Origin of the sequence: Streptomyces sp. NPDC020422, assembly GCF_044386705.1 — a bacterium.
Classification (GTDB): domain Bacteria; phylum Actinomycetota; class Actinomycetes; order Streptomycetales; family Streptomycetaceae; genus Streptomyces.
Genome location: NZ_JBIRVJ010000001.1, coordinates 428,181 through 440,751 on the forward strand (window position 1 = coordinate 428,181; position 12,571 = coordinate 440,751).

Consider the following 12,571-nt stretch of genomic DNA (forward strand, 5'->3'; position numbering starts at 1 on the left):
GGGAGGATCAGGCGCGGCGGATCACGATGTCGCCGACGCTGGTGCGGGCGTGGATCTGGACGGTCTCCTCGGCGTCGCCGGGGTTGTCGGCGGCGTCGAGCTGGTTGCGGAGGGTGCCGAACTTGGCGTGGACGTCGAGCCAGGCGGCGGTGGACCGGGGGATGCCGATCTCCACGTCGCCGACGGAGGTCTGGAGGTCGACGACGCCGCGGGCCACCTGCTTGACGCCGATGGGGCCGTTGGCGGACTTGGCCTCGACGGAGGAGTGGGCGACGCCGACGGTGATGCGCCCGTTGGACGAGTTGGCCTTGAGGGGGCCGGTGACCTCGCCGATCACGGTCTCGCCGTTGCCGTTCCTGACGGTCACGGCTCCGTCGATCTCGCCGATGTCGACGCGGCCCGCGCCGTGGATCTCGGCCGCGCCGACGGCCCGGTCCACACGGATGTCGCCGTGGCCGGTGCGCAGGTCCACGACGGTCGCCTCCTCGATGCGGATGTTGCCGAAGGAGTTCTTGACGCGGCACTCGCCGAGCGGTCCTTCGGCGGTGTACTCGCCCATGGCCGAGGTGCCGCGCAGGTCCGAGCCGGCGGGGAGCCCCACGATCAGGTCGATGGACCCCTGCCTGCCGAAGAGGCCGCGCTTCTTGGGCCCCTTCACGGTGAGGGTGCCGTCGGCGTACGTGACGGTGGTCTGCTGCGCGGCCCGCACGTCGTTGTCGTCGGCGGGGTTGCTCGGCAGCACGTCCACGACCGCGTCCGTGCGCTTGCCGGCGGTGATCCGCACATGGGCGACCACGAACTCGAGGACCGCGGTGAGGGGGCCGGAGGTTTCGTAAGAAGGCATGGCTGTCCCGTCCTCTTGACTCTGAAGGGTGTTTCCGCAGGTGGGGCGGTGTGCGTGTGCGAGGGGGCGTGAACGTCCGCGGATGTGCGTGGGGGTGGCGCGGGCGCCGGCTAGCGGACCCAGCCCTGGTAGGACTGGCCCTGCCCGGCGGGGCGGGCGGCGGGCCGGGCCGCCGCGCCGCCCGGCTCCAGGGCGGTGCCCACCGCTCGTACGAGCCAGGCGTTGACGGACAGGCCGTCCCGTGCGGCCGCCTCCTCGACGCGGGCCTTGAGGGGCGCGGGAAGCCGGAAGTTGATCCGGGCCGTGGTCCCGTCCTCCCCGTCCACCGGCACCACAGGCGGTGCCACCGACGGTGCCATCGGTGCCGCCACGCCGGCCGAGGCGATGCCGGTCCCCTCGTCGGTCGGTGGCGCCGTCACGACGAACTCGGGGTCGAGCCCCCGCAGCCGCACGTCCACCGAGCCGGGGGCGAGATCGCGGGTGATCTCGTCCGAGGCCGCGGAGAGCGCGTTCAGCAGGGTCAGCCGTGCGGCCGACTCCAACGGGGCGGTGAGCCGTTCGGCCAGGGCGCGGGCCTCGTCCCCGCCGGCGCTCGCGGCGACCGCGAGCTCCCGGCGGAGGTGATCGACGAAGGGGGTCAGGTCCATGCGAACCATAGTGGCACCATGATGGCGCCATGGCAAGCCATGGTGGCGCCACCTGGCTCCGTGTGGCGCGCAACGGTGCTCGCCTGGGGGCACGTGGGGCGCCGCGCGGTCCGCACGTGGCGTTGCGTGGCACCACCTGGCGCCATTGGTGCCACGCGCGCGCCACGCCCTGACGCGCCGGGGGCGGGCCGTCCCGGCGGGTCGTCCCGGCGGGTTCGTGGTGGAACAGCGGATGCCGCCGCCGTCCTCCCGTACGCGGCCGGCCCGGCGCCCCGGGCCGAGGCCAGGGCCCCGTCGTACGCGCCGGGCCGGTCGGCCGGCGCGCCCGGCGTCACCAGGATTTCATCGCCCCTCCCTAGCCTGGCCGCGTCCGGACGAGGACCGCTGACCAGGGAAGGACGGCTCGATGGCGCGCAGGAGGTTCAGGGCGAGGCTGCCGCTGGCGGTCATGGCCGCGGTGGCGGTGATGGGCACGACCACCGCCTCGGCCACGGGTGCACCCGCCGCCGGGCCGGGCCCGGACAAGCCGACGATCCGTTACACCGAGTACGGCATCCCGCACATCACCGCCTCGACGTGGGAAGGCCTGGGGACCGGATACGGATACGCGGCGGCCAAGGACAACATCTGCACCCTGGCCGACACCTATCTGATGGTCGACGCCCAGCGGTCCCGCTACCTCGGGCCCGACGGCCGGACGAGCCCCGGCCAGAACCAGAACACCACCACGAACCTCAACAGCGATCTGTACTTCCAGCGGCTCAAGGACGACCGGGTGGTCGAGCGGCTGCTCGAACGGCCCGCTCCCGACGGGCCGGAGCCGGAGGTCAAGGAGGCGATCCGCGGCTATGTCCAGGGGTATAACCGCTATCTGAGCGAGACGGGCGCGGCCGACATCTCCGACCCGGCCTGCCGGGGCGCCGCCTGGGTGCGGCCGATCACGGAGCTGGACGTCTACCGGCACGCGCACGCCGAGATCATCATGGGCAGCGCGGACGCCCTGCTCGACGGCCTGGTCAACGCCACGCCCCCCGGCGCCTCCGCGGCGGCGACGGCGAATCCCGGGAATCCCGTACAGCCCGCGAATCCCGCGCAGCCCGTGAAGCGCGAGAAGCCCGCGGAGACCGCCAGGAAGATACGCGAGGCGCTGGCGGCGGGCCGCCGGCAGAACATGGGCAGCAACGCGCTGGCCGTCGGCGCCCAGGGCGTGTCCGGCGGCACCGGCATGCTGCTGGCGAACCCGCACTTCCCCTGGCAGGGCAAGAACCGGATGTGGCAGAGCCACCTGACGATCCCCGGCAAGCTCAACGTCTCCGGCGCCAGCCTGCTCGGACTGCCCGCGGTCAACATCGGGCACAACGACGACGTCGCCTGGAGCCACACCGTCGCCACGGTCGCGCCGTTCGGGCTCTTCGACGTCCAGGTGGACCCGCTGAACCCGACGTACTACCTCGTCGACGGCGCCTGGGAGCGGATGACCTCCCAGCAGGTCGGCGTCGACGTGCGCAACGCCGACGGGACCGTCGGCAGGGTCACCAGGACCCTGTGGTCCACCCGGTACGGCCCCGTCACCACGTCCATCCAGGGGATCGCGCTGCCGTGGGTGGTCAGCGCCCACGCCGTACGCGACGTGAACATGAACAACCTGCGGGCGCTCAACACCTGGTTCCACCTCGACCAGGCCAAGGACGTCCACGAGGTGGTGAACACCCTGGAGACCACCCAGGGCGTGCCCTTCTTCAACACCCTCGCCACCGACCGCGAGGGCAACGCCCTGTACGCGGACATCCAGGCCGTCCCGAACATCACCGACGCGCACGCCCGGTCCTGCCTCACCGAGACCGGCAAGCTGCTCTTCGACCAGCCGCTGCGCCTGCCGAACATCCCGCCGATCTCCGTCTTCGACGGCAAGCGCAGCGCCTGCGACTGGCCCGACGACCCGAACGCCGTCGCCCCGGGCCTGCTCGACCCGCACAAGCAGCCCCGGCTGATCCGCTCCGACTTCGTGGGCAACGCCAACGACAGCCCCTGGCTGGCCAACCCCGACCAGCCGCTCGGCTATCCGCGGGTGATGGGCGACAGCGCCGCTCCCCGGTCGCTGCGCACCCAGGAGCTGATCCTCACCGCGCAGAAGCGCCTCGCCGGCACCGACGGCCTGCCCGGCCGGGGCTTCACGCCGGAGAACATGGGGCAGCTGCTCTTCGCCGACAACAGCAGGGCCGCGGACCTCGCCCTCAACGCCACGGTCACGGCCTGCCGGAACGTCCCCTTCGGGCTCGTCCTCGTCGACGGCAACCTGGTCGACGTGAGCGAGGCCTGCCCGATCCTGGCCGGCTGGAAGAGCCACGACTACACGGCGGACAGCCGCGGATCCCTGCTCTTCGCGAACTACTGGAGCCTGCTGCTCAACGGGCAGGGCGTCGAGAAGCTGCCCTGGCGGGTCCCCTTCGACCCCAACGACCCCGTGCACACGCCCAACTCGCTGGACACCGGCAGCTCCGCCGTCCGCGACGCGCTCGCCCGGGCCATGGTCGCGATGCGCAAGGGCGGCGTGGCGCTCGACGCCCCGCTGGGCGACACCATGAGGATCACCCGCAACGGTGAGCGGATCCCCGTCCACGGCATGATCGGCGAGCTCGGCGTCCTGAACGTCATGACCCCCGGCCAGGTCGACGGAAAGCTCGACATCACCTTCGGATCCAGCTTCGTCCAGCTGGTCCGCTTCACCGCCGACGGGCCGCCGCAGGCCTCGTCCGTCCTCGCCTACTCCCAGTCGGCGAACCCGAACTCCCCGCACTACGCGGACCAGACCAAGCTCTTCTCGGCCGGCCGCTGGGTGACCGAACGGTTCACCGAGGAGCAGATCGCGGCCTCGCCGGTCCTGGAAGTCAAGGTCCTCGACTGACAAGCAAGGAGGGGGAACCCCGTGAAGAGAACCGTGCGGAGCACATCCCGCGGCTGGCGCCTGCTCGTCGTGGCCTGGGCGGTCGCCGCCGTCGCCACCGTCATGCCGGCGGCCGGTCCGGCGCGGGCCGCCGACGGCACCGCGCCGCCGCCGATGAAGGACGGCTTCGGCCTGACCCAGGTCGAGCCGGCGAGCGGCGGTCCGACGAACTTCTACCTGACGGTGACCACGCCCGAGGTCACCGGCAAGCACCACATCAAGATCATCCTGCCGAGCGGGTACGACGACGACCCCCAACGGCGCTACCCGGTGCTGTACTTCCTGCACGGCTCCCCGGACGACCCGGTCCGCCAGAACTACCCGGCGCTGACCATGTCCGACCGGATGATCACCGTCATACCCGACGGCGGAGCGCGGGGCTGGTACGCCAACTGGCTCAACCAGAAGACCGTGCTCGGCGCCCAGAACTGGGAGAACTTCCACCTGGGGCAGGTGATCCCGTTCATCGACGCCAACCTGCGGACCATCCCCACCAAGAAGGCCAGGGCCGTCGCGGGCATCTCCATGGGCGGCTTCGGAGCCCTCCACTACGCCCAGGTCCGGCCCGACCTGTTCGGCGAGACCGCGTCCCTGTCCGGGGACATCGACATGTCGGCCATGTCCATGGACCTGCGGCTGGCCGTCGTCGCCTCCGTCATCGACGCCACGGGCGCCATCTGCGCCTCGGCCTCCGGATCCTGCGACCCGAACGACTCGCCGTACAAGCCCGGCGTGGACAGCGACGCCCTCTTCGGCTCGCCGTACCCGGTGTTCAACGCCGACCGGCGGTGGAACGAGGTCGACCCGGCCGGGCACATGGACAGGCTCAAGGGCGTCGGGATCTCGATCTACGTGGGCAACGGCGGCGGCTCGCCCACCGAGCTGGAGTTCTGGCTCGAAGGCGCGGCCAAGCACGCCAAGGACAGCCTGGACCGGCTGGGCATGCCCTACTACTACGTCGACTACGGCGACGGCTCCGGCTGGGGCACCCTGTGCAACGGCGGCCACAACGCCGGCTGCTGGGAGGAGGACCTCCGCGACCTGATCCCGCGCCTGGAGCGGTCGTTCGCCTCCTGACCCTCCCCGGGCGTCACGGGGCCCCGCGCAGGACCTCCTGACCCTCTCCGGGCGTCACGGGGCCCCGCGCAGGACCTCCTGACCCTCCCCGGGCGTCACGGCGTCCCGCGCAGGACCCTCTGACCCCCCGGGCGTTCACGGGGTCCCGTGCAGGACCAGTTCCCGCGTCCGCCGCAGCATCCGGCTCGGCGGCACCCCGAGATCGTCGGCGAGACGGCGGCGGGCACGGTCGAACACGGACAGTGCGTCGGCCTGCCTGCCGCTCCGGCACAGCGCCCGCATCAGCAGGGCGGCCACCGACTCGTTCAACGGATGCGCCGCGAACAGGTCGAACAGCTCGCCGACCGCCTCGGCGGACCGCCCGAGGCGCAACTGGAACTCCGACTTCCGTTGGACGAGGGAGATCCGGCGCTCCGTCAGGCGCAGCCGTTCGGCGTCCGCGAGCGGGCCGGGCAGGCCGGCCAGCGGCTCCCCGTGGAACAGGCCGAGCGCCCGGGTGCACAGGCGGACCGCCTCGCCCGCGTCGCCGGCCCGGTCCGCCGCCCCGATGCCGGCGACCAGCCCGTCCAGGCGCTCGGCGTCCACGTCGACCGCGCCGGGGACCAGCCGGTAGCCGCCCCCCTCGTACGCGAGGACGGAGTCCGGGCCGCTCCCGGCGCCCAGGACCTTGCGCAACCGGTACACGTACACCGGCACCACGTTCGCCTCCGGCGGTTCCACGCCCCACACCCCGTCGAGCAGTTCCCGCCGCCCGAGCGGCCGCCCCGCGCCGAGCGCCAGCGCCGCCAGGACGGCCTGCTGGCGCAGATGGCCCAGGCGCAGCGGCCGGCCGTCCTGCCAGGCCCGCAACGGGCCGAGCACCGAGATACGGATCCGCGCTCCCGCCGCCCGGTCCACGGCGCTCCGCGGCACCGGGCCCGCCGGACGCGTCCGGGGGCCACGGCCGGGCACGACCAGACCGCAGTCGAAGGCGTGCACGATGGCCGCGGCCCGGTCGCGCAGGCCGAGCTTCACCAGGACGCGTGCGAGCTGTTCGGCCACGGAGTGCTCGGGAAGGGCGAGGGCGGCGGCTATCTCGTCGTCCCGCAGTCCGCAGCCCACCGCGGCGAGCAGCGCGCGCTCCTGCCGCCCGAGAGTGGTGTCGGTCGTCGGCATCGATGCTCCCGGGCTCCGGATCGGTCGGTCTGGCGCACGTCGTCGCGAGGCTAGTGGCGGAGGTGCGGGGCGAGGCATCCGGAACCATCCGGAGTGACAGAACGCGCCCCGCCCGGACGGCGCCCCGGCGGATCACCCGGCCGGGCGCGTCGCGCTGCCACGGCGAAGGCGGACGGCCGGGTTACGGTCGCCGGCATGGCGGATGATCGGCGGACCGGCACGACGGACGACCGGAGCACCGGGACGCGGGCCCGGCGGGGCTGGCTGCCGTGCCTGCTCGCCGGCGCGGTCTTCGTCGTCTGCATGGCCGGGACCACGCTGCCGACCCCGCTCTACCCGCTCTACCAGGAGAAGTTCGGCTTCTCCGAGCTCACCGTCACCGTCGTGTTCGCCGTCTACGCCTTCGGGGTCATCGGCGTCCTGCTCCTCGCCGGCAACGCCTCCGACACCATCGGCAGGCGCCCGACGCTCTGGTGGGGCCTGGGTTTCGCCGCCGCGAGCGCCGTCTGCTTCCTGGTCGCCGACGCCCTGGGCTGGCTCTACGCCGGGCGGCTCTGCTCGGGCCTCTCCGCCGGCCTCTTCACCGGCGCCGCCACCGCGTACGTGATGGAGCTCGCCCCGCCCGGCGGCGCCTCGCGCGCGACGCTCGTGGCGACCGCCGCCAACATGGGCGGACTCGGCTGCGGCCCGCTCCTCGCGGGCCTGCTCGCCGAGTACGCCCCCGAGCCCCTGCTGCTGCCGTTCGCCGTGCACCTCGCCCTGGTCGCGGTCTCGGCCCTCGTCCTGCTCCGGCTGCCCGAGACGGTGTCGGAGCGGCTGCCCCTGTCCGCCGTACGGCCGCGCAAGCCCGCGCTGCCGCCCCAGGTGCGGGCGGTGTTCGTCCCGGCGGCGGTCGCCTCCTTCGCGGGCTTCGCCCTGTTCGGCCTCTTCACCTCGGTGAGCCCGGCCTTCCTCGCCCGCTATCTGCACGTGGACAACCACGCCGTGAGCGGACTGGTCGTCGCCCTGGCCTTCTTCGCCTCCACCGCCGGACAGGTCGCCGCCGGCCGCGTCGGCCCCACGCGCTCGCTGCCGCTCGGCTGCGCCGTGCTCTTCGCCGGCCTGCTCCTGCTGGCCTGCGCGCTCTCCACCGATCTGCTGGTCTTCGTCGTCCTGTCCGCCCTCGTCGGCGGTGTCGGACAGGGCCTCTCGTTCCGCGCGGCGCTGTCCGCCGTCGCGGCGGCCTCACCGGCCGACCGGCGCGCGGCGGTCATCTCGGCCCTGTTCGTGGTCGCGTACACGGGCATCTCGATCCCGGTGATCGGCGTCGGACTGCTCGCGGAGCCGCTGGGCCTGGAGGGGGCGGGCCTGGTCTTCCTGGCCTGCATGCTGGTGCTGGTCGCCGGGGCCGGCGTCTATCTGCTGCGGCGGGCGGCGTCGGCCGCGCGCTGATCAGCTCCGCGCCTCGCCGGGCCGCCACCCCCACGCCGTCAGCATGCCGGCCGACAGCGCCGCGCACTCCTCGGATTCCAGGTACCGCACCGCGCCGTCCAGTGCGGCGTCGTCGAGCAGACCGGTGGCGAGCATCGCCTCCCTGCTCCGCTGCCAGGTGTCCGCCCAGAAGCGGCTGATCGGACTGCCCGGGACCAGTGGCGGCACATGGATCCCGGCGGCGACGCGGTGGAGCCCCGCCCCGCGCAGCAGCCGCGGGTAGGACGGCACCCAGGAGACATCGGTGCCGATCGTGGCCCGCAGCCCCTGCCACATGGCCCGCATCGCCGCCGTGTACGGGGTGCCGGGCGCCCGGTCGCTCGTCAGGTCGACCGCGTCGCTGAGGACCAGCACCCCGCCGGGGGCGAGGAGTTCGGCCAGCGCGCCGATCAGGCGTTCCCGTTCGGGCAGGTGCATCAGCACGAACCGCGCGTGGACCAGCCGGAAGCCGCCGGGCGCGAAGTCCGGTGCGGTGACGTCGGCCTCGAGCACGGAGAGCCCCGGAGCCGGCCGCTCCCGCAGGAAGCGCACGTCGCGGTCGACGGCGAGCACGCTCTCCACCCCGGCCTCGTCGAGCAGCCGGCGCGACACCGTGCCCGTACCGGCCCCCACGTCGAGACAGCGCCACCCCGGTCCGACCCCGAGGTCGCGCAGCCGGGCCATGGTGACGTCGTCGTAAGCGAGGGCGCCGAAGTCGATCCGGGCGCCCTCGCCGGCCTGCTCGGGTCGGAAGACGTGCTCGCCGTAGCGGGAACGTGGCACGGGCGGGACCTCTTCACGTGGTGGGGTGGTGCGGCGGCACCGATCCTCCGACCCGGCGCCCGCCCGCCCGCCCGAGGCGCGCCGGGCCTGGGCCGATCGGCCCACCGGTGCGACCCGTCACCCGGTGGCGACCTGACGGACACCGGTGACGAGGTCCGGGCGGATGCGGACCACCTCGTCCAGGGGCCGGTCCGTCCACGGGCGGATCGCGGCCCGGTAGCGGGAGGCCTCGGCGGGGTCGGTCACCAGATGGCAGAAACCGGTGACGACGACGCTCCAGCCGAGCCGGGCGTCGACGTCGATGGAGTCCGTCTCGTACGCGACGACGACCCCCTGCGATCCGGCGCCCCGGACGCACCGGGCGAGGGCGGCGGCGTCGTGCGTGCGGACGATGATGTCGCCGCCGTCCACGACGTGGTTGACCGGGCGGACCGTCGGCAGCGCCCGCCGGGTGAAGACGATCCGGCCCAGCGGTACGGAGGCGAGCAGCCGCAGCGCCTCGTCGGCGCCCAGCCGGACGGTGCGCCGCGCACCCGCGGCTTCGGCGGGGCCGCCGGGAGAGGACGGGACCGGGGCGGGGGCGGGAGTGGCGTCGTCGTTCACGGTGCCTTCCAGGGGAGGGGGTCTCCCCGCAGTACAGACCCCGGCCCGTGGCGGGGAAAGGGCCGTTCGGCCCCTGCCGCCGTCCGCGGCGGGCCCGGTTCACTGGGCCGCCACGGGGCCGTGGGGCCCCTGCCCGGCACCGTCTCGGACCGCACGGACTGCGGACCGTGGCGGTGGGACGGGCCGCGAGCCGGTGCGGCCCGGACGTGCCGGCTCCTGGGAGCCCGGGGGACGGCCGGGCCCGCCGGGGACGGCACGTCCGGGGCGCGAGAGAGAGTGGATCATGCGAAGGGGGGTGCGGGACAGGGCCGTTCGGCCTTGTCGTACCGGGGCCGAAGGGCCCTCGCGGCCCGGTGCCATACTGACGCCGCCTTCACCCCCGGCCGGCGGTCCCGTCCGGCGACGAGGCCGTCCCACCTGCGAGGTTTCCGCGCCTCGCCCTGCCCAGGAGACAGCTGTGAAACCGTTTTGCCCCGCCGTTCCCGACCGCGCGTCAGCGAGCCCGGCGTGCTGACCGACCCGCGCCCCGGGCCCGTCCGGGTGTTCCTCCTCGACGACCACGAGGTCGTCCGGCGCGGCGTGCGCGACCTCCTGGAGGCCGAGCCCGACATCGAGGTGGTCGGCGAGGCCGCGACCGCCCGCGAGGTGCTCGCCCGGGTGCCCGCGGCCCGGCCGGACGTCGCCGTGCTCGACGTGCGGCTCGGCAGCGCGACGGGCGGCGACCACGAGGGCGTCGAGGTCTGCCGGGAGCTGCGGGCGGCGATGCCGGACCTGGCCTGTCTGATGCTGACGTCCTTCGACGACGACGAGGCGCTGTTCGACGCGATCATGGCCGGTGCGGCCGGCTACGTCCTCAAGCAGATCGGCGGCTCCGACCTGGTCGACGCGGTGCGCACGGTGGCCACCGGCAGGTCCCTGCTCGACCCCCGGATGACGAGCCGGGTGATGGCCCGGATCCGCGGCCCCGAGCCCGCGCCGCAGACCGCCACAGTGCCCGAGCTGGACCGGCTCTCGCCCCGGGAGCGCGAGATCCTCGACCTCATCGGCCTCGGCCTGACGAACCGCCAGATCGCGGAGCGCCTCTTCCTCGCCGAGAAGACGGTGAAGAACCGGGTCTCCGCGATCCTCGGCAAACTGGGCGTGGGCCGACGCATCCAGGCGGCGATGATCGTCGAGCGCCTGCGCGACCACTGACCCGTCCCGTCACCCCTGGTGCAGGGGCACCGTCCACACGACCTCGGTGCCGCCGGCGTCCGGGGAGCGGAGCTCCAGCGTGCCGTCGTACTGCTCGGCCCGTGACCGCATGTTCCGCAGTCCGCCCGTCGGCGCGGCGGCGCCCAGGCCGATGCCGTCGTCGCTGATCGTCAGGACGAGCCGGTCGGCCGGCTCCGCGACCGTGAGGACGACGTCGGCGCGGGTCGCGCGGGCATGGCGGGCGCTGTTGCTCAGGGCTTCGACGGTCACCGCGAGGACGTGCTCGGCGAGGTCTTCGGGGACGGCGGAGTCGACGGCCCCGGTGATCCGCAGCGCGGGCGGGAAGCCCAGCGACTGGCCGGCCAGCTGGACGGTCTCCGCCATGCGGCGGCGCAGCGCCGGGCCGCCGCGGTCCTCGGCCGTCGTGCGGAGCTGCAGGATGGTGGACCGGATGATCTGAATGGTCGCGTCGAGGTCGTCCACCGCCCGCGACACCCGCTCGACCGCGCTCGGCTCCTCGATGAGCCGGGTCGCGCTCTGCAGGGTCATCCCGGTGGCGAAGAGCCGCTGGATCGCCAGGTCGTGCAGGTCGCGGGCGATCCGGTCGCGGTCGTGCAGCACGGCCAGTTCCTCGGACTCGGCCCTTCTGCGGGCGAGTTCGAGGGCGATCGCGGCCTGGTCGGCGAAACCGCTGAGCAGCTCGACCTCCGTGGCGTCGAAGCCGGGCCGGCCAGCCCGCCGGGCGAGCCGCAGCGCCCCGCACACCGCGTCGTCGACGGGCAGCGGCACGGCGACGACCGGGCCGTGGTCCGGCCCAGGGCCGTCGTCCGCGCCGAGCAGCCGCGCCCGGGCGTCGGTGCGGACGTCCACGGTGACGGCGGGACGGCGGGTGCACGCGGCGAGGCCCGCCAGCGAGCCGCCCGCCGGCAGGCGCGCGCCGAGCACCGCGTCGGCCGTGTCCCCGTCGGCGACCTGGACCGCGAGGTCGCCACCGCGGCCGGTGGGCAGCAGGATGGCCGCGAGATCGGCGTCGGCCACCTCCCGCGCCCGCCGTGCGATGAGCCGCAGCACCCGGTCCGGGTCCGTGCCGGCGAGCAGCGCGCGGGTGATCTCCGCGAGGGCTTCGACGCGGTGCTCGCGGCGCCTGCTGTCGTGGTAGAGACGGGCGTTGTCGATGGCGACGCCGGCCGCGGTCGACAGGGTCGTCAGGACCGCCTCGTCGTCGGCGTCGAAGCCGCCGGGACCCCGCTTCTCGGTCAGGTAGATGTTGCCGAAGACCTCGTCCCTGACCCGGATCGGCGCCCCCAGGAACGTGCGCATCGGCGGATGGTGCGGGGGGAAGCCGAAGCTGCTCGGGTGCCGGCCGAGGTCGTCCAGGCGCAAGGGCTCCGGGTTCCGGATGAGTTCGCCGAGGATGCCGTGCCCACAGGGGGCGGGACCGATCCGTGCCACCAGCTCGTCGGCCATGCCCACCGGCAGGAAGCGCGACAGCCGCTCGCCGTCGCCGATCACCCCGAGCGCGCCGTACTCCGCGTCGGTGAGGGTCACGGCCGCCTCCACGATGCCCCGCAGTACCTGGGGCAGTTCGAGGTCGCGGCCGAGGTCCATGACCGCGGCGAGGAGCGCGTGCATCCGCTCGGGAACGGCGAGCCGCGGCATGGGCGCGCCCGTGGGATCTGCTGTTCCGGACACTGCCCGCCTGCTCTGCCGTGGGTTTCTTCCGCTCGCAGCGTATGTCACGGGCGCGGCAGGACCGCAGGGGCCGTTCGGCCCTGGGCCGGGCCGCGCGCAGGGACTGTTCGACCCTGTCGGGCGCACGAGCGCGACGACGAGCATGTGGCGCGGCCGGGAGGTGCCGCGGAACATCCCCCGTAC

General features: G+C 74.1%; 10 protein-coding genes. 4 read left to right on the forward strand and 6 right to left on the reverse strand.

Annotated features, from left to right (window positions below):
- Positions 1 to 7: 7 nt before the first annotated feature.
- Positions 8 to 844 (reverse strand): DUF4097 domain-containing protein, encoded by an 837-nt coding sequence (locus ACH414_RS01980; RefSeq protein ID WP_382534499.1) that lies wholly within the window; start codon positions 842 to 844, stop codon positions 8 to 10.
- Between the two features lie 110 nt (positions 845 to 954).
- Positions 955 to 1,491 (reverse strand): hypothetical protein, encoded by a 537-nt coding sequence (locus tag ACH414_RS01985; protein WP_398940572.1) that lies wholly within the window; start codon positions 1,489 to 1,491, stop codon positions 955 to 957.
- Positions 1,492 to 1,897: 406 nt separating this feature from the next.
- Here ACH414_RS01985 and ACH414_RS01990 point away from each other — a divergent pair, with 406 nt between their 5' ends.
- Entirely contained in the window at positions 1,898 to 4,396 is a 2,499-nt protein-coding gene (locus ACH414_RS01990; protein ID WP_398940573.1) for a penicillin acylase family protein, read from the forward strand.
- Positions 4,397 to 4,498: 102 nt separating this feature from the next.
- Positions 4,499 to 5,512 (forward strand): alpha/beta hydrolase, encoded by a 1,014-nt coding sequence (locus ACH414_RS01995; protein WP_386562762.1) that lies wholly within the window; start codon positions 4,499 to 4,501, stop codon positions 5,510 to 5,512.
- 135 nt (positions 5,513 to 5,647) lie between these two features.
- Here the strand turns inward: ACH414_RS01995 and ACH414_RS02000 are convergent, their stop codons facing one another.
- The gene (locus ACH414_RS02000) at positions 5,648 to 6,667 is read right to left on the reverse strand and encodes a BTAD domain-containing putative transcriptional regulator (protein ID WP_382534504.1); all 1,020 of its coding nucleotides are present in this window, start codon (positions 6,665 to 6,667) and stop codon (positions 5,648 to 5,650) included.
- 195 nt (positions 6,668 to 6,862) lie between these two features.
- Between ACH414_RS02000 and ACH414_RS02005 the strand changes: the two genes are divergently transcribed.
- A complete protein-coding gene (locus ACH414_RS02005) occupies positions 6,863 to 8,098 on the forward strand; it encodes an MFS transporter (RefSeq protein ID WP_382534506.1) in 1,236 nt (411 codons plus the stop codon).
- On the opposite strand, the gene ACH414_RS02010 is transcribed toward ACH414_RS02005, so the two are convergent.
- Entirely contained in the window at positions 8,099 to 8,899 is an 801-nt protein-coding gene (locus ACH414_RS02010) for a class I SAM-dependent methyltransferase (protein ID WP_386562038.1), read from the reverse strand.
- A 117-nt stretch (positions 8,900 to 9,016) separates the two neighbouring features.
- On the reverse strand, positions 9,017 to 9,502 hold the full coding sequence (locus tag ACH414_RS02015; RefSeq protein WP_398940574.1) for a pyridoxamine 5'-phosphate oxidase family protein: 486 nt from the start codon (positions 9,500 to 9,502) through the stop codon (positions 9,017 to 9,019).
- A 507-nt stretch (positions 9,503 to 10,009) separates the two neighbouring features.
- Here ACH414_RS02015 and ACH414_RS02020 point away from each other — a divergent pair.
- Entirely contained in the window at positions 10,010 to 10,696 is a 687-nt protein-coding gene (locus ACH414_RS02020) for a response regulator (protein WP_382534511.1), read from the forward strand.
- 9 nt (positions 10,697 to 10,705) lie between these two features.
- Here ACH414_RS02020 and ACH414_RS02025 read toward each other — a convergent pair whose 3' ends face one another.
- Positions 10,706 to 12,328 carry a GAF domain-containing protein gene (locus ACH414_RS02025; RefSeq protein ID WP_382535041.1) on the reverse strand — a complete coding sequence of 541 codons (1,623 nt, stop codon included), beginning with the start codon at positions 12,326 to 12,328 and terminating at the stop codon, positions 10,706 to 10,708.
- Positions 12,329 to 12,571: the final 243 nt, after the last annotated feature.

Excerpts from the sequence above, each read along its gene's own strand:
- ACH414_RS02005 (WP_382534506.1), top strand. The coding sequence starts at position 6,863 with ATGGCGGATGATCGGCGGACCGGCACGACGGACGACCGGAGCACCGGG.
- ACH414_RS02000 (WP_382534504.1), bottom strand. The coding sequence starts at position 6,667 with ATGCCGACGACCGACACCACTCTCGGGCGGCAGGAGCGCGCGCTGCTC.
- ACH414_RS02025 (WP_382535041.1), bottom strand. The coding sequence starts at position 12,328 with ATGCACGCGCTCCTCGCCGCGGTCATGGACCTCGGCCGCGACCTCGAA.
- ACH414_RS01995 (WP_386562762.1), top strand. The coding sequence starts at position 4,499 with ATGCCGGCGGCCGGTCCGGCGCGGGCCGCCGACGGCACCGCGCCGCCG.
- ACH414_RS01980 (WP_382534499.1), bottom strand. The coding sequence starts at position 844 with ATGCCTTCTTACGAAACCTCCGGCCCCCTCACCGCGGTCCTCGAGTTC.
- ACH414_RS01985 (WP_398940572.1), bottom strand. The coding sequence starts at position 1,491 with ATGGACCTGACCCCCTTCGTCGATCACCTCCGCCGGGAGCTCGCGGTC.
- ACH414_RS01990 (WP_398940573.1), top strand. The coding sequence starts at position 1,898 with ATGGCGCGCAGGAGGTTCAGGGCGAGGCTGCCGCTGGCGGTCATGGCC.